This is a genomic window from Nonomuraea sp. NPDC005650 (assembly GCF_040605375.1).
Lineage (GTDB): Bacteria > Actinomycetota > Actinomycetes > Streptosporangiales > Streptosporangiaceae > Nonomuraea.
This window is the reverse complement of sequence record NZ_JBEXCR010000021.1, coordinates 1-16391: the sequence shown is the minus strand read 5'-3', so window position 1 is coordinate 16391 and position 16391 is coordinate 1. Positions and strand designations below refer to the sequence as shown.

Sequence of the window (16391 nt, the reverse complement as noted above, 5' to 3'; positions counted from 1 at the left end):
CTAGTGCACTGGTCGGACCAGTAGGCTACGCACATTGCCAGTCGACGACGGCTCGGGTCAAGGGGGCTTTGATGGGTGGTCCGCGGTTCGAGCCCGTGCGTACCGTACGCGCTTATGAGCGGGTGGTGGAGCAGGTCGAGGAGGCCATCGAGAGCGGGTCTCTCTCGCCGGGCGAGCGCCTGCCGAGCGAGCGGGAGCTCATGGTGCAGTTCTCGGTCAGCCGGTCCACCGTGCGCGAGGCGCTGCGGGTGCTCCAGGCTCGCGGCCTGGTCCGGTCGCGGCCCGGCGACCCCAACGGGGCGGAGGTGCTGCCGTTCTCGCCCGCCGCGCTGCACAAGTCGATGACCACGCTGGCCAGGGTGGAGGAGCTGTCGCTGGCCGAGCTGGTGCAGTTCAGGATGGTGCTCGACTCCTCGGCGATCCTGCTGGCGGCCCGGCTGCGCACCGACGAGCAGCTCGCCGAGATGGAGTCGGCCGTCGCGCACATGCGCTCCGTCGTGGAGACGGGGCAGGACGCGTTCGGCGAGACCGACGTGGCCTTCCACGACGTGGTGGCGCGGGCGAGCGGCAACAAGCTCATCCAGATCTGCACGGACGTGGTCCGCTCGATCGTGCTCAAGCTGATCTCGGAGAAGATCGCCGACGCGCCCGACCGGGAGGCGCTGATGCGGCAGACCATCCGGCACCACGAGGAGGTGCTGGCCGCCATGCGCGCCGGCGACGGCCCGCTGGCCGCCCGGCTGTCGCGCAAGGCGATGTACGACTACTACGCGGGCTACCTGCCGGCCGCCGAACGCCCCGCCCTCACCGCCCTCCTGGACTGACCGCCCCCGACCCGCCCTCCGAAGGACCGCACCCCCGCCACCCCCTTCCCCCCCGAAGGACCGCACCCCCGTACGGCGCAACTCACCGACCCCCCTCCCCCAAAAGGACCGCAACCCCGTACGGCGGGTTTCTCGCCGTACTACACGTCATTGACGGCACATCCCTTCTGTGTAGAAGATTTCCCTACGTACCAGCGCCTGCGGATGGGGACGCCCATGTCGTCCGAGTCGTTCAACGCCAGCGTCTTTCTCGTGGACCGCCAGGTCGAAGCCGGCCGCGGAGACCACCCCGCCCTCACGGGCCCCGCGGGCACGATGACCTACGCGCAGCTGGCCGACCACGTGGCCAGGTTCGCGACCGGGTTACGCACGTTGGGCGTCAGACCGGAGGAGCGCGTCCTGCTCGTCATGTCCGACCGCCCGGAGACCGCGATCACCGTCCTGGCCGTCATGCGCATGGGCGCGGTCGCCGTACCGGTCTCCACCATGTACACCCCCACCGAGCTCGCCACCCTGGTCCGGGACGCGCGGGCGAGGGTCGTCGTGGCCACCCCGGAGTTCGCGCCGACCGTGCGCGAGGCCGTGCGGAGCGCGCCCGACGTGGCGGTGCTCGTCGTCATCGAGCCGTCGGAGAAGGACGCCGCGCTGGAGGTGCCGGTGTGCCTGTGGTCCGACATCCTGGAGTCGGGCCGGGCGGCGGGCCTGCCGTACGACGCCTGGCGCGACTCGCCCGCCCTCTGGCTCTACACCTCCGGCACCACCGGCGCCCCCAAGGCGGCCATGCACCGGCACGGCGCCGTCCAGGACGTCTACGAGGGGTACGGGCGGCAGGTCCTCGGCATCCGCCCCGACGACCGGTGCTTCTCGGTGGCGCGGCTGTTCTTCGCGTACGGCATCGGCAACTCCATGTTCTTCCCCCTGGCCGCGGGCGCCACGGCGGTCCTCGACCCGGCGCGGCCCACCCCCGGGGGCGCGATCGCCAGGGTGATGGAGGACCGGCCGACGCTGTTCTTCGCGGGCCCGACGTTCTTCGCGGCGCTGCTCGCCTCCGACGCCCCCGCCGGCGCCCTCCGGTCCGTACGGCTGGCCGTCTCGGCGGGCGAGGCGCTGCCCGCCGAGATCTACCGCCGCTTCACCGAGCGCTTCGGGGTGGACGTCATCGACGGCCTCGGCTCGACGGAGGCGCTGCACATCTTCATCTCCAACCACCCGGGCCGGGTACGCCCGGGCAGCTCGGGAACCGTCGTGCCGGGCTACGAGGCCAAGCTGCTCGACGACTCCGGCGCGCCCGTCAAGGACGGGGAGCCGGGCCACCTGTACGTCCGGGGCGACTCGGTGGCCACCGGCTACTGGTGCCGCACGGCCACCACCCGCCAGGTGTTCCAGGGCGAGTGGCTGCGTACCGGCGACACCTACATCAGGGACGAGGACGGCTTCTACCAGTGCCTCGGCCGCTCCAACGACATGATCAAGGCGGGCGGCATCTGGGTGTCGCCGATGGAGGTCGAGGCCCAGCTGCTCCAGCACGAGTCGGTGGGCGAGTGCGCCGTCGTGGCGTACGTCGACGAGGACGGCCTGGAGAAGCCGGTCGCCTGTGTGGTGTCCGCGCCGGGCCGCACCGTGGACGCCGGCGAGCTCGTCGGCTTCTGCCGGGAGGGCCTGGCCTCCTTCAAGCGGCCGCGCGAGGTCCTGGTGCTGGACGAGCTGCCGAAGACGGCGACGGGCAAGATCCAGCGCGTGGTGATCCGCCAGATCGCCGCCGACCTCCTGGGCAAGGCCGGCGGTCAGGAAGGCGACGCGGCCGGCCGCGTGCCGTAGACGGTGACGGCGAACGGGCGCGAGGTGGCCGTGTAGACCTGCTCGGTCAGGCGCGAGAGCGCCGCGTGCGAGTCCAGGTAGTGGTGCAGCCGGCCGGCCTCGGGCCACGGGTGGACCGCCACGAGCACCCCGTCTGGCACCAGCAGCTCGCTGAGCTGCGCCGACGCCCGCCGCAGCCGCTCGTGCCGGCCCAGGTAGTAGAGGGTCTCCGAGCAGAACACCAGGTCGAAGCGCTGGTCGGAGCGGTGGGTGAGGATGTCCGCGCGGATGAAGCGCACCCGCCCGTCCTGCGGCACCCGCTCGCGCGCCCGTGCCAGCGCCCGCTCCGACACGTCCACCCCGATGATCTCCGCGTCCGGGTACGTCACCGCGAGCACGTGCGTGAACACGCCCTCGCTGCACCCGACGTCGATGATCCGCCGGTACGGCCGGGCGGGCAGGTGCTCGAGCGTGGTCCGGTGTTTCTGCTGTTCGTAGCTGTCCGTGGCGAGCTTCCACGGGTCAGGGGTCCGGTGGAGCCAGTCGAAGACGTAGCGCAGGAGCACCGCCTGACCGGCCGGGGACAGCAGGGACAGCGTACGGAAGAACGTGCGGTGCATGATCTCCGGCAGACGCGCCATGCGGCCTCACTCTCGGTCGAGACGGAGGAGCGCCGCCCCAGGGTCTGAGGGGGGAGGTCGTCACCGAGAGTGAATGCCCGCTAATCGCCGAGCTGACGCCGGCTCGGGACCGCGCGCTCAGAACGCGTCGCGCAGCTCCCGCTTGAGCACCTTGCCGGAGGCGTTCTTGGGCAGGGCGTCCACGAACACCACGCGCTTGGGCGTCTTGAACGCCGCCAGCCGCTCCCGCAGGAACGCGATCAGCTCGCTCTCCGTCACCCCGCCCCCTTCGCGCAGCACCACCGCGGCCGTCACCGCCTCGATCCAGCGCTCGTCCGGCACCCCGAACACGGCCGCCTCCGCCACCGCCGGATGCTGGTAGACGGCCTCCTCCACCTCGCGGCTCGCGACGTTCTCGCCGCCCGACTTGATCATGTCCTTCTTCCTGTCCACCACGGACAGGTAGCCGTCGGCGTCCATGACGCCGAGGTCGCCGCTGTGGAACCAGCCGCCCCTGAACGCCTCCGCGGTCTTGTCCGGGTCGTTCCAGTAGCCGAGCATGGCGTGCGGGCTGCGGTGGACGATCTCGCCGACCACGCCGGGCGGCACGGGCCTGTCCTGGTCGTCGACGATCCTGGTCTCGACGTTCAGAGCGGCCCGGCCGGCCGAGCCGAGGCGGGTGAGCTGCTCGTCCGGACCGAGGATGGTGGCGACCGGGGCCATCTCCGTCTGGCCGTAGAAGTTGAACAGGCGGACGTCCGGCAGGCGGGCGGCGATCTCCTTCAGCACCTCGACGGGCATGATCGAGGCGCCGTAGTAGCCCTTGCGCAGGGACGACAGGTCGCGGCGGTCGAAGTCGGGGTGGCGCAGCAGGCCGATCCAGACGGTGGGCGGGCAGAAGAGCTTGGTGGCGCGCTCGCCCTCGATCGTGGCCAGGATGGCGGCGGGGGTGGCGCCGGGCAGGATGATGTTGGTGGCGCCGAGGTAGAGTCCGGGCGTCAGGAAGCAGTGCAGCTGGGCGCAGTGATAGAGCGGGAGGGCGTGGATCTCGACGTCGTGCCGGCTCATCTCGCCGTCCACGACGCAGGTGACGTACTGGGCGATCAGGCTGCGGCTCGACAGCGTGGCGCCCTTGGGCCGGGACTCGGTGCCGCTGGTGTACATGAGCTGGATCGGGTCGTCGTCGGCGATCTCCACCTGCGGCTCCGACGCGTCGTCGAAGGCCGCCCACTCCGCGAACGGCTCCCAGCCGTCGGCCGACCCGATCACGCCGCGCACCCGGACCTCCGGCCCGGCCGCCGCCGCGGCGACCGGCAGCAGCGCCTCCTCCACGAGGATCCCGGTCGCGCCGGAGTGCTCCAGGATGTACGCGACCTCCGCCGTGCCCAGCATGAAGTTGATCGGCACGGAGATCGCGCCCAGCCGCGCCAGCGCCAGGTACGCCACCACGAACGCGTGGTTGTTGTGGCTGAAGACGGCGAACCGGTCACCCTTGCCGACGCCGCGCGCGGCCAGGGCGTTGGCCGTGCGGTTCACCGCGAGGTCGAGGTCGGCGTAGCTCTGCCGCTGGTCGCCGTAGACGATGGCGGTCTTGGCCGGGTGGCGGGCGGCGGAGCGACGGAGGAGATCACCAATGGCGTGCCGGCGAGTCGTCATGCGGACTTCCCTTGCGATCGCAGAACGATGATCGGCGATCGTACCCGACAAAGGGGTCAGTACAGAGGATCCCACGCAATACGGTCGTAGTGCTCGTGAACACGCGCCATCAGCGTGTCGTCCTGGGGCAGCGGGATGCCGTCCACCCCGCCGACCGGCCAGACGCCCCAGGAGTTGCAGAGGAAGACCTGGTCGAAGCCCTGCAGGTCGGCGACCTTCAACGGCCGCCGCTCCTGCTGGACGTCCATCCGCTCCAGCAGCTGCATCGTGATGCCGCGCAGCATCGGCGCGTCCGGCCAGACCAGGCGCCCGCCGGCGAAGCCGCCCACGTTGGTGATCGAGCCCTCGCTGATCAGGCCGTCGTCGGCGATGAGCAGCGCCTCGTCGAAGCCCTCACGCTCGGCCTGCCGCCCGATGTGGGCCTGCATCATGCCGGACGCCTGCTTGATGTGCGGCAGGTAGCGCTGGCCGACGACCGACTTGACGCTCACCGGGCCGGCGGGCGGCTCGTGGGGCGGGGCGGCGACGGCGATGACGCGGGGGCCGTCGGCGTACTCCACCACGGTGACGCGTACGCTCGCGTCCCGCACGTCGTCGCCGAGCACGGCCCCGATGGAGGCGAGCACGGCGGCACGGTCGACCGGGACGCCGAACAGCTCGGTGTTGGCCGCTTCCAGCCGGGCGACGTGCAGGTCGAGCCCCCGCACCCGGCGATCCCTGACCTGCATGGAGGTGAAGTGGCCGTAGCGCGCCTGCCACATGAGCCGCGCGTCGTCGTCGACCAGCCTGCCCTCGAAGGCTGCGCGTTCAGTCACGCGATCTACTTTACGTACCCGTTCACCGCCCATCGCACCGGGCGGCGGTTGTGATCGGCCACTGCGATCCGCACCCCGCGGGCCGCGAGATCGGCGGCGGTGACGTGGCCGGCGGGGACCTTCGCCGGCAACCCGTCGATGACGAGACGGCCGAGCATTCCGGTGGCGCCGGAGACGACGATGGATGCCACGGCCTCAGGCCGCCGGGCGCGCCTGCACCGGAGGGGTCACCGGCCGCAGGACGTAGTCGTAGGTGAGGGTGCGGTAGGGCACGGAGAGGCCGCGGGCCCGGTAGTCGGCCGGGTCGTCGTGGAGTTCGGTCCTCTTGACCGCGGACTGGGGGGTGGGGCCTTCGATGGTGCCGCTGAGGAGTGGGTCGCCGTCGAAGTAGATCTGGGTGGTCAGCGGCAGGAATCCGGCGGCGGCCACGATCGCATGGATGTGCAGGGGCCGCATGCCCGGCAGTTCCAGAGCCCTGGTCAGGGTGGCCAGCGGGCTGCCGTCTTTGTCGATGCCGAGTGTTTCGGTGCCGGGCATGATGCTGCGGAACTCATAGTGGCCGTCGCTGTCGGCGATGATCCTCGCCCGGAGGTTGTACTCAGGGATGCCTGTCGAGTCGTTGGGGATGTCGAGACCCCCGAAGGCCTCGGTGGTCAGTCCTGAGTAGACGCAGTTCGCGTCGATCTGCCACACGTCGAGGACGGCGCCCGGCAGCGGCTCTCCCGAGGTCGATCGCACCGTTCCCGAGACGATCAGCGGCTCGCCCGGCTCGTCCGGGCGCATGGGCAGCACAGCGGGGCTCTCCAGCAGCGGGGCGCCCGGGATGTGTGCGGGCCCCTCCATCTCCCAGTAGCTCGCGCCGTCCTTCTCCGGATGGGCGTAGGCGGCGCCCTCGGTGGCCTTCAGCACGGACTTGACGAACAAGATGCCCGCCGGCCGCAGCTCACCGGCGTCGGCGACCCGCTGGAGCCACCCGATCGCGGCGAACAGCTCCTCGATGGTGACCTGATGTTTGAGGATGACGTCGTCGATGGCGTGACGGAGATCGCCGAACACCACCTGAAGCCTGGTCTCTGACCTGCTCATCGCACTTCCTTTCGTGAACCTGTATGTCCTTCGCGGGCATGCTTCTCCTTCGGCCGGGCCAGTTTCATGCCGCCCGCCAGCAGGAACAGCGCGGCGAGCACGACTGCGACACCCCGGAGAGCCACGTTCATGGCCTGCTCCCACTCGCCATTTAACTACAACCTTGGAGCGAAGCTAGCATAAGGTTACTCCAAGCTAAAAGTGATCGGGAGTTGTAGGCACTCCAAGCTTGGAGCTAAGCTGGCGGTATGGACGACACGAGGGAGACGCGCTGGCTCGATGCCGAGGAGCAGCGGAACTGGTACGCGCTGGCGTACGCGCTGATCCGCCTGCCGGCCGCGCTGGACGCGCAGATGCAGCGCGACGCGGGCATCAGCCACTTCGAGTACCTCGTGCTGTCCGGGCTGTCGATGATGCCCGAGCGCACCCAGCGGATGAGCGAGCTGGCCGTTCACACCGCCAGCGCCCTGTCGCGGCTGTCCAACGTCGTCATCAGGCTGGAGAAACGCGGCTGGGTGTCGCGTCGGCCGGATCCGGCCGACGGCCGCGTCACCCTGGCCACCCTCACCGAGGACGGCTGGGCCAAGGTCACCGCCGCCGCGCCCGCGCACGTCGAGGAGGTCCGCCGGCTCGTCTTCGACCCGCTGACCAAGGCCCAGCAGCAGCAGATGGGCCGCATCGCCCAGCGCATCCTGAAAGTCATCGACCCTGACACGCCCACCATCGAGGACTGCTTCCCCGACGCCGCGCCCCCGCTCAACGGCGAGTAACACCACACCAGACCCCGCCTGAGGACGCCCACCGCCCCAGGCGTAGTTCGCCGCGCCCAAACGTGGCATCCCCGTACGCACAGCAAGGAGTAGACGCATGCCCACCATCGCCATCGTCGGAGCCGGACCCGGCATGGGCCTGTCGATCGCCAAGGTCTTCGGCCGTCACGGCTTTCAGGTCGCCCTGATCGCCCGCAGCAAGGACAATCTCGACGCCCTCGTGGGGCGGCTGGCCGCCTCCGGCATCACCGCGGCCGGCTTCCCCGCCGACGTCTCCGACCTGCCGGCATTGAGCACCGCCCTCGCCCAGGCCGCCGAGCGCTTCGGCGGCGTCGACGTCCTGGAGTACTCCCCGCACAGCGGCCTGACCATGATCAACCCGCCGGAGGTGACCGTGGACAACCTCCAGCCCGCGATCCAGCACCTCCTGTACGGCGCGGTCACCGCCACCCAGGCGGTCCTGCCCGCCATGCTGGCCGCCGGCACCGGCACCCTCCTGTACACCACCGGCGGCGGCGCCATCGACCCGTATCCGATGCTCGCGACCGTGAACACGGCCCAGGCCGCCCTGCGCAACTGGGTCCGCAACCTGCACAACACCCTCGCCGACCAGGGCATCCACGCCGCGACCGTGGCCATCAACCTCATGCCCAGCGCCACCGCCCCCGAAGGCGTGCCGCACGCCGACCCCGACGACATCGCCCAGATCTACTGGGACCTGCACACCCGCCGTGACCGGCCAGAACACCTCGTCACGGCCTCCTGAAAGGATCGCGACACATGATCCGCATCACCACCCCGTTCACCGCCGCCTCCACCGCCGCCGAGGTCGTGGCCGGCATCGACCTGTCCGGCCGCCGGGCCGTCGTCACCGGCGGCTCGTCCGGCATCGGCGCCGAGACCGCCCGCGCGCTGGCCGGCGCGGGCGCCGAGGTCACCCTGGCGGTCCGCGACCCGGCCGCCGGCGACCGCGTGGCACAGGACATCATCGCCGGCACCGGCAACAAGCAGGTGCAGGTCGCCCCGCTGGACCTCGCCGACCAGGCGTCGGTGGCGGCGTTCGCCGCCGCCTGGCAGGGCCCGCTGCACATCCTGGTCAACAACGCCGGGATCATGGGGGTCCCGCTGACCCGGACCCCGGACGGCTGGGAGCTGCATTTCGCCACCAACCACCTGGGCCACTTCGCGCTGACCACCGCCCTGCACCCGGCGCTCGCCGCGGCCGGCGACGCCCGGGTCGTCTCGGTCAGCTCCTCTCAACACCGGCTCTCCCCGGTCGTCTTCGACGACCTCCACTTCGAGCGGCGCCCCTACGACGCGCACGCCGCGTACGGGCAGTCGAAAACCGCCAACGCGCTGTTCGCCGTCGAGGCCGACCGGCGATGGGCCGCGGACGGCATCACCGTCAACGCCGTGATGCCCGGCGTGGTCCGCACCAACCTGATGCGCCACGTCGACCGTGAACTGCTGGCACAGTTCGAGGCGAGCGGCTCCCCCGCCCTGCCGTGGAAGACGGCAGAACAAGGAGCGGCCACCTCGGTTCTGCTCGCGGCCTCACCTCTGCTCGCCGGCGTCGGCGGCCGCTACTTCGAAGACTGCAACGAGGCCGAGCCGCTGCACCCGGACAACCTCCACGGAGGCGTCGCCGCCTACGCACTCGACCCCGGCCAGGCCGCACGCCTCTGGCAGCTCTCCACCGAGCTGCTCGCCTAGCCCGTCCGCTGCCGATGACTCCGCCGTCACCCGGGCACGGCTGCCCCGGCTCGGCGACCCCGGCGCCGGGGTGCCGGCCCTCACTTAACATGCCCGGCCGGGCGGTGGGGGTCAGGTGGAGCCGGCGCGGGTGACGGTGAAGGGGGCCAGTTCGCCGAGGCCGCGGACCGAGAGCCGGTTGACGGCCCGCAGCCGGAACGCCCGGTCCCCCTCCAGTTCCTCGGCGAACTGCGGATCCGCCAGGATCGTCCCCGGCAGCGACAGCGCCGTGAGCCGGCTGGCCAGGTTGACCGTGGTGCCGAACACGTCCCCCATCCGCCAGATCACCGGCCCCGCCGCCAGCCCCACCCGCAGCTCCGGCATGTCCTTGATCTTCGCGTGCGTCTCCACCAGCCGCAGCGCGATCTCGGCCACGACGTGCGACTGGTCGGCCACGAACAGCACCGAGTCGCCCAGCGTCTTGACCACCCGCCCGCCGGTCGAGGTCACGATGTCGGCCGAGCGCCCCTCGAACCTGTCGATCAGCCTGGACAGCTCGCTCCCCGTGATCTGCCTGCTCAGCCGGGTGAACGCGACCAGGTCGGCGAAGCCGACGGCCAGGCGTACGGCGCTCATGTCCTGCTCGGCGATGCGCCCCGCGGCGGCGGCGAGCTGGCGCTGCCAGCCGTAGACCAGCAGACGCGCCAGATCGGGCACCACCCGCTCGGCCCGCCGGCGCCAGGCCCGCGGGCGTTCTGCCAGCGGCACCCCGGCCTGGTCGAGCGCCTCGACGCCCAGCTCGGCCTGCGACTCTGCCAGCCGGGTCGTCGCGCTGCCGATCGAGCGCGCGACCAGCAGCATGTGCTCCTCGTCGTAGACGCCCGAGCTGACCAGCTCAAGCATCGTCCTGAGCGCCTCCACGTCGGAGTCGGTGAACTCGACCGCGTCGTCGGCCACGTTCGCGAACCCCAGAGCACGCCAGTAACGCCGCGCGCGGTAGACCGGCACCCCTGCCATGTAGGCCACCTGGTGGCTGGTATAACGCCGCGGCTCGCGCAGGAAGGCCTCAGTCAACCCGTCCCCATCCACGCCCGCCACGCACGCAAGATAACACCCTGTGGGCCAGGTCACGCCCCCGCTCCCCGTGAGATCCGCTCCGCACGGGCCCCGATCAGGGCGTCACAGGTGGACGTACTCGTAGTCGAAGGGCCGGCCGTTGATGCCGTTGCGGGGCGGCGCCACCCAGGCCGCGATCTTCCCGGGTTCGTGGACGGGCCGCATCAGCGCCCGGACGCGCGCCTTGTCCGCGGCCGTCGGCAGCCACAGGTCGCGGGACGCCTCCCAGGCCGGTTGATCGAGAACGCGCCCGTGCGGCGAGATGTGGTGCCCCCTGAACAGGCCCACCTGGCGGTTGAACCCGACGTGCGGCAGGTAGAGGGCCGCGCCGAGACCGTGGTCGGCGAGGATCCGGTTCCACCGGTTGACGCCGGTGCCGCAGTCGGCGATGTACTCGCCGCGCAGGTCGGCGTTGAGCGCGGTGAGCGCGGGCAGCTCGACATGGGCCAGCCGCCCGCCCTCGACCCGCGGCACGACTGCGGCCGCCTCGGTGAGCAGGTGGTCGTCCTTGCGCCGTTCCTCCTGCCACCGCCCCTTGAGCCCGGCGGTGAAGTAGTTGGCCACGTTGGTGGAGGTCTCGCCGCCGAAGAGGTCGAGGCTGACGCTGTAGTGGAAGTTGATGTACTTCTGGAGGACGTCGAGCGGGATGCCGCCGTGCTCCCAGATGTCGTCGGTGTCGCGCTCGCGCATCAGCTGCGCCATACGCTCCACCACCCGGTCCACGCCCGTGGTCCCCACGAACATGTGGTGGGCCTCCTCCTTGAGCATGAACTCGCAGGTACGGCTCAGCGGGTCGAACGCCGACTCCTTCAGCGTGCCGAGCTGGTACTTCCCGTCCCGGTCGGTGAAGTACGTGAACATGTAGAACGACAGCCAGTCCGGCGTCTCCTCGTTGAAGGCGCCCAGGATGCGCGGAGAGTCCTCGCTGCCCGAGTTGCGCAGCAGCAGCGCCTCGGCCTCGTCCCGCCCGGACCGGCCGAAATAGGCGTGCAGCAGGTAGACCATGGCCCACAGGTGGCGCCCCTCCTCCACGTTCACCTGGAAGAGGTTGCGCAGGTCGTAGAGGGAAGGGGCGGTGAGGCCGAGCCGCCGCTGCTGCTCGACCGAGGCGGGCTCGGTGTCGCCCTGGATGACGATGAGGCGCATCAGGTCGGCCCGGTGCTCGCCGGGGACCTGCTGCCAGACGGGCCGGCCCTTGTTCTGCCCGAACGCGATGCGCCGGTCGGCGTCGCGTTCGGCGAGGAAGATGCCCCAGCGGTAGTCCGGCAGCGCCACGTGATCGAAATGGGCCCAGCCCTCGCGGCCGACCGCGACGGCCGTGCGGAGGTAGACGTCCCGGGTGGGCAGCGCGGGCCCCATCTCCGACCACCACTGCAGGAAGCGCGGCTGCCACGATTCGAGCGCCCGCCGCAGGCGGCGGTCCTCCGCGAGGTCGACGTTGTTGGGTATGCGCTCGGAGTAGTCGATGGACATCCCGGACCCTCTTCCTGCAGCCGTCCCTTCGAGTTCAACAGGGGCCGTTGTCGACGTCAAGCTCGTGTAGTGCGTCCGGGGTGAGGTCGCAGGCCCGGCAGTCCAGGACCGTCGTCAGGGCGCGCCCCGATCGGCCTCCCGCCTCACGCGGCCCATCATCGAGGTGTAGACCATTCGTGCAGGGCGAAGGGCACGCTGCCGAGCACGTTGGCGATGGCCGCCGCCGGATAGCCGACCATGTCGTGCGGCAGGCCGTCCAGGGGCCACCAGGCGACCTCCGAGCATTTGTGCGGTTCGGCGTTGTACGGCTCGCCGATCCACGTGTCGGCGGCGAAGAAGAGGCCGACGCGTTCCGGGGCCCGGTGCATGACGTGGACGAACCTCAGGTCGGCCGGGTCGATGGCCACGCCGACCTCCTCGCCCGCCTCCCTGACGGCGGCCTCGGTCGCCGACTCGCCCGCTTCGAGGTGGCCGGAGGGCAGGTGCCACAGCCCGTCGCCGTAACCGGTGCCGGCTCGCCTGCCGAGCAGCACCTCGGAGTCGCGGAGGAGGAGCACGTGCACGTCGACGATCGCCCGGAAGCGTTCCCTCGGCGGCGCGGGACCGTCGAGGGGCGATCGGCGGTCGACGGCCTGGGCCCATTTGACCGCGACGGCGGCCACCTGGATCAGCTCGGCGCGCAACCGCTCGGGGTCCGACTCGGCGAACGCCTCCAGCACCTCCTCGGCCAGCACGTGCCGCCAGGTCAGCGCCCCGGCCCCGGCCGCCGCCTCCGTCTCGGACCTGGCCCGGTCGCAGTCGGCCGCCGTCCCGTCGTGCCCGGTCCCGTCGGGCAGGAGCTGCATGCCCCACCGCACGTCCTGAGCCACCCGCTCGGCGGTCACGTCCGCGAGCACCCTCGCCAACGAACCCGGCACACCGGCATCGCCATCGTGAATCATGGCCACCAGTCTGACGGGTTCACGGGGTGGCGGGGCGGAAGCCCGGACCCAGGTCGGTGGTGCCCGCTCGGGCGTGGTCCCTGAAGGCCCGTACGGCCGGGGGAAGGCGGGCGTCCCGGAGCCAGCTCACCCCGATGGTCCGGTACAGCGAGGGAGACAGCGGGATCTCCACCACGCCCGCGGTCGCGTCCGCCGTGGGGTGGGTGGAGCGGGGAAGGACGGCGACGCCGAGTCCGGCCGCCACCAGGCCGCGTACGGTCTCGGTCTCCTGCCCCTCGAACGCGATCCTCGGCACGAACCCCGCCGCCGCGCACAGGTCGTCGGTGATCTGGCGCAGGCCGTACCCCGGCTCCAGGGTCACCAGCTCCTCCCCCGCCAGCTCCGCCACCCGCACCCGCGCCCGCGCCGCGAGGCGGTGGGACGGAGGCACGGACAGGACCAGCTCCTGGTCGGCGAGGCGGGCACCGGCCAGGTCCTGGGCGTCCACCGGCATGGGGGCGACGAACACCAGGTCGATCCGGCCCGCGCGGAGCTCCTCGATCATGTCGTGGCGCGAGCCCTGGACCAGGCTGAAGCGGATGTCCGGGTGGTGCTCGCGGAAGCCTCCGATGAGCGACGGCACGAGGGTGCGGCCCAGGAGGTGGAGGAAGCCCAGGACGACGCGGCCCGAGGCCGGGTCGATCTCCTCGCGTACCTCGCGGGCGGCGGCGGCCATCGCGGTGAGGGCGCGGGTGGAGGCGGCGGCCAGGGTGCGGCCCGCCCGGGTGAGGCGGATGCCGCGGCCGGCGGGCACGACGAGCGGGGCGCCGACCAGGTCCGCGAGGGCGGCCAGGCGGCGGCTGGCCGTGGGCTGCGGGATGCCGAGCAGCTCGGCGGCGCGCGTCACGTGACCCGTCTCGCCCACGGCGGCCAGCAGGGCGAGCGCGGGCGCCAGCCGGGCCGCCAGCCTCTCGTCGGACTCGGCGGCCGACAGCCTCTCACCAGATTCATCCACCACAGTATGAATTATCGCCTATTTCCGTATTAGACGTATTTATTAGCCTTGCTTAGCTTTGCAGGTGTGGTGGTTCTCGAGGCTCCTCCGGTCCCTGACACGCGGCGGGTAAGTGCGGCCATGGCCGCGGCCGGGGTGTCGACGTTCGCCCTCCTGTACGCGCCGCAGCCCGTGCTGCCGCAGCTCGCCGCCGCGTTCCGGCTGGATCCTGGCGGCGCCTCGCTGGCCATGGGGGTGGCCACCGGGGCGCTGGCCGTGGCCGTGCTGCCGCTGGCGTGGCTGGCCGGCCTGGTGGGACGACGGAGGGTGATCGTCTGGTCCGTGATGGCCTCCACGATCATCGGGCTGCTGCTGCCGCTGGCCCCGTCCTTCTCCGTGCTGCTGGTGATGCGGGCGGTCCAGGGGGTGGCGGTCGCGGGGTTCGCCGGGGTGGCGGCGGCGTACCTGGCCGACGCGGTCGGTACGGCGCGGCTGCCCGGCGCGGTGGGGGCGATGATCGCGGGGAACTCGGTCGGCGGGATGCTGGGACGCCTCGGCGCCGGATTCGCCGCCGGGCCGATGGGATGGCACGGGGCGCTGCTGGCGGTGGCGGGGTTGTCCCTGCTGTGCGCGCTGTTCGCGGCTCTCACGCTCCCGCACGACCCGGCCCCGGAGACCCCGATGCCCGGATCGGGACTCCCGACGCCCGGATCGTCCGAGGTCGGGCCCGCCCGGAGGGCTCGGCTCGGGGTGGGCATGATCGGGCCGCTCGCCGTCGGGATCCTGGGCACGGGGTCGTTCGTCGCGCTCTACAACGCCGCCGGGTTCCGCCTGGCCGCCCCGCCCCTGTCGCTCGCCCCCGCCGCCGCCTCCCTCGTCTTCCTCTCCTACGCCATGGGCACCGCCTCCTCGGCCGCCGCCGGTCGCCTGGCGGGGCGGCTGGGCTGGACGAAGGCGCTGGTCGCCGCCCTTGCCGTGACGACGGCAGGCTTCGTGCTCACCGCGCACACGTCGCTGCCGCTCATCGTGGCCGGGTTCGCCGTACTGACCGCCGGGTTCTTCGCGGCGCACGCCATGGCCACCGCCTGGGTCGCCGCCGACGCGCCCCCGCACGCCCGCGGCCGCGCGGCCGGCGTCTACACCCTGTGCTACTACCTGGGCAGCGGGGTGGGCGGCACGGTGGGCAGCATCGTGTACGCGCACGCGGGCTGGGCCTGGCTGATCGGCCTCACCTCGGCCTGGCTGACGCTGGCGGCCCTCGCCGTCCTCCTGACCCGCCGCTGAAGGCACAGCACAACCGACGCAACACCGACGCGCGGCAACTCGGCGTACGCGACCACCTGCGGCGGCGTCGGGTCGGCGGGCGGCTGGGGCACGGCCATCGCCACGAACCCCGCGAACATCTCCTCCGACACCGGCGCCACCATCGTCCGCCGCCAGAAGCCGATCGGCGCGTCGCGGGCCGCGTGCCCGCCCTCCACCGCGGCCGGCAACTCCAGCCGGGCGGCCCGCTCGGCCGGGCTCGCCTCCTCGACCGCCCGCGGCCGACGCCATCAGGGACGACTTTGCCCCCTCCGTCGGCGTCGATCCGAGGCAACCAGCAAAGATCCGCGCGAAGATCTCCGACATCCGGGTTATGGGCGATGTCGCCGGCGCCCGACTGACCCACCCTTCACAGCTGGTCACGACGCTGTATTTCCAGAAGGAATTGGGAGGCTGGAAAGCGTGCGCCGCTGCCGAGGACCGGTTTTCCGCTAACCACAAGGGCGAACATCGTCCGATACGCCGACCACTACCGCCCGGTCGTGCCGTCGATCTGTTCCCGCAGGATGTCGGCATGGCCGGCATGCCGGACGGTCTCGCTGGTCATGTGGGCAACGACCCACCGAACCGAGTGGAACGTGCCCTCGACCGCTATCGCGACAGGCTCTCCGAGGTCGCCGACGGACCGGATCGCGACGTCGCCGGCCGCGATCGCCGTGCGATAGTCGGCCAGGACCTGCTCGGACGTGCGACCGGCCGGCACATCCATGCCGACGTCCCCAGGATCCTCCGACTCCCGGCCGGCAACGTGATACCCGAACCAGAGCCGTTCGGCGAGAGTCAGGTGATGGACCAGGCCCAGCAACGTGGTCCCCGATTCCACCAGGACCCGGCGCAACTGCTCCTCGGTCAAGCCGTCGGTCTTCTTCATCACGCATTCCCTGGCGAACGACAGGAACGCCATCGCGGTGTCCAGCTCACCGCCATCATTGCGAGGCACCGGGCGGCGCTGGGTCTCAGCCATGCATGGGAATCTAGCGGCACTCCGCCGACACCGCATTGAGCTAAAAGGCGGACGTGATGTCCTTGGCGTCCTGGGCGGTGAGGTCGCCGGCAGTCCGAAGAGCGCTCGCGTACGAGGAAGTGCCAGGTCAGTCGCGACGCGAGATCGCAGGAACTCCTCAAGAGCGGCGGCTGGATGGGCCTTCTTGTCGTCCAGCAACAGTTGTACCCGCTCCATGAGGTCAGCGGCCGCCTCAATCCGGGCTGAGTGCTTGACGTTTCACGGACCCGGGTGGGTCTCCACGCCCTGAGACGACCAGCCCGGCCGCCTGTCCTTTGCTCTTGATGTTCCTCGCCCCGACG

At 71.5% G+C, this 16391-nt stretch carries 17 protein-coding genes; 6 read left to right on the top strand and 11 right to left on the bottom strand.

All coding sequences use genetic code 11. From position 1 onward, the window contains the following. Nucleotides 1-71: 71 nt before the first annotated feature. Both ABZS69_RS33195 and ABZS69_RS33190 read left to right on the top strand, forming a co-directional pair. Complete coding sequence (locus ABZS69_RS33195) at nucleotides 72-824, top strand: FadR/GntR family transcriptional regulator (protein ID WP_355379293.1); 753 nt, start codon at nucleotides 72-74, stop codon at nucleotides 822-824. A gap of 216 nt (nucleotides 825-1040) precedes the next feature. Then, on the top strand, nucleotides 1041-2642 hold the full coding sequence (locus tag ABZS69_RS33190) for a benzoate-CoA ligase family protein (protein WP_355379292.1): 1602 nt from the start codon (nucleotides 1041-1043) through the stop codon (nucleotides 2640-2642). Here the strand turns inward: ABZS69_RS33190 and ABZS69_RS33185 are convergent. The 6 genes from ABZS69_RS33185 to ABZS69_RS33160 all read right to left on the bottom strand — a co-directional run bounded on the left by ABZS69_RS33185 (nucleotide 2609) and on the right by ABZS69_RS33160 (nucleotide 6929). Beyond that, entirely contained in the window at nucleotides 2609-3262 is a 654-nt protein-coding gene (locus tag ABZS69_RS33185; RefSeq protein ID WP_355379291.1) for a class I SAM-dependent methyltransferase, read from the bottom strand. The two genes, ABZS69_RS33190 and ABZS69_RS33185, sit on opposite strands and share 34 nt — an antisense overlap. A gap of 117 nt (nucleotides 3263-3379) precedes the next feature. Then, complete coding sequence (locus ABZS69_RS33180) at nucleotides 3380-4897, bottom strand: acyl-CoA synthetase (RefSeq protein ID WP_355379290.1); 1518 nt, start codon at nucleotides 4895-4897, stop codon at nucleotides 3380-3382. A gap of 56 nt (nucleotides 4898-4953) precedes the next feature. Beyond that, a complete protein-coding gene (locus ABZS69_RS33175; RefSeq protein WP_355379289.1) occupies nucleotides 4954-5712 on the bottom strand; it encodes an aminotransferase class IV in 759 nt (252 codons plus the stop codon). A 5-nt stretch (nucleotides 5713-5717) separates the two neighbouring features. Further along, nucleotides 5718-5903 carry a hypothetical protein gene (locus ABZS69_RS33170; protein ID WP_355379288.1) on the bottom strand — a complete coding sequence of 62 codons (186 nt, stop codon included), beginning with the start codon at nucleotides 5901-5903 and terminating at the stop codon, nucleotides 5718-5720. Between the two features lie 4 nt (nucleotides 5904-5907). Continuing rightward, nucleotides 5908-6798 (bottom strand): hypothetical protein, encoded by an 891-nt coding sequence (locus tag ABZS69_RS33165; RefSeq protein ID WP_355379287.1) that lies wholly within the window; start codon nucleotides 6796-6798, stop codon nucleotides 5908-5910. Continuing rightward, on the bottom strand, nucleotides 6795-6929 hold the full coding sequence (locus ABZS69_RS33160) for a hypothetical protein (RefSeq protein ID WP_355379285.1): 135 nt from the start codon (nucleotides 6927-6929) through the stop codon (nucleotides 6795-6797). Before ABZS69_RS33160 ends, ABZS69_RS33165 begins: the two co-directional genes overlap by 4 nt. Nucleotides 6930-7046: 117 nt before the next feature. Here ABZS69_RS33160 and ABZS69_RS33155 point away from each other — a divergent pair, with 117 nt between their 5' ends. The 3 genes from ABZS69_RS33155 (at nucleotide 7047) to ABZS69_RS33145 (ending at nucleotide 9281) form a co-directional block, all read left to right on the top strand. Beyond that, on the top strand, nucleotides 7047-7568 hold the full coding sequence (locus tag ABZS69_RS33155) for a MarR family winged helix-turn-helix transcriptional regulator (RefSeq protein WP_355379284.1): 522 nt from the start codon (nucleotides 7047-7049) through the stop codon (nucleotides 7566-7568). Nucleotides 7569-7665: 97 nt separating this feature from the next. Further along, on the top strand, nucleotides 7666-8334 hold the full coding sequence (locus ABZS69_RS33150) for an SDR family NAD(P)-dependent oxidoreductase (RefSeq protein WP_355379283.1): 669 nt from the start codon (nucleotides 7666-7668) through the stop codon (nucleotides 8332-8334). Between the two features lie 14 nt (nucleotides 8335-8348). Next, nucleotides 8349-9281, top strand: coding sequence for an SDR family NAD(P)-dependent oxidoreductase (locus ABZS69_RS33145; RefSeq protein WP_355379282.1), 933 nt, complete (start codon nucleotides 8349-8351; stop codon nucleotides 9279-9281). A gap of 111 nt (nucleotides 9282-9392) precedes the next feature. On the opposite strand, the gene ABZS69_RS33140 is transcribed toward ABZS69_RS33145, so the two are convergent. From ABZS69_RS33140 to ABZS69_RS33125, 4 genes are all read right to left on the bottom strand, one after another. Further along, entirely contained in the window at nucleotides 9393-10334 is a 942-nt protein-coding gene (locus ABZS69_RS33140; protein WP_355379281.1) for an adenylate/guanylate cyclase domain-containing protein, read from the bottom strand. Nucleotides 10335-10439: 105 nt separating this feature from the next. Next, entirely contained in the window at nucleotides 10440-11849 is a 1410-nt protein-coding gene (gene boxB, locus ABZS69_RS33135; RefSeq protein WP_355379280.1) for a benzoyl-CoA 2,3-epoxidase subunit BoxB, read from the bottom strand. A 155-nt stretch (nucleotides 11850-12004) separates the two neighbouring features. Next, on the bottom strand, nucleotides 12005-12790 hold the full coding sequence (locus ABZS69_RS33130; RefSeq protein ID WP_355379279.1) for an NUDIX domain-containing protein: 786 nt from the start codon (nucleotides 12788-12790) through the stop codon (nucleotides 12005-12007). Between the two features lie 19 nt (nucleotides 12791-12809). Further along, nucleotides 12810-13787 carry a LysR family transcriptional regulator gene (locus ABZS69_RS33125; protein ID WP_355379278.1) on the bottom strand — a complete coding sequence of 326 codons (978 nt, stop codon included), beginning with the start codon at nucleotides 13785-13787 and terminating at the stop codon, nucleotides 12810-12812. 63 nt (nucleotides 13788-13850) lie between these two features. Here ABZS69_RS33125 and ABZS69_RS33120 point away from each other — a divergent pair, with 63 nt between their 5' ends. Continuing rightward, on the top strand, nucleotides 13851-15047 hold the full coding sequence (locus ABZS69_RS33120; protein ID WP_355379277.1) for an MFS transporter: 1197 nt from the start codon (nucleotides 13851-13853) through the stop codon (nucleotides 15045-15047). 508 nt (nucleotides 15048-15555) lie between these two features. Here ABZS69_RS33120 and ABZS69_RS33115 read toward each other — a convergent pair. Further along, nucleotides 15556-16050 (bottom strand): DinB family protein, encoded by a 495-nt coding sequence (locus ABZS69_RS33115; RefSeq protein WP_355379276.1) that lies wholly within the window; start codon nucleotides 16048-16050, stop codon nucleotides 15556-15558. Nucleotides 16051-16391 lie beyond the last annotated feature (341 nt).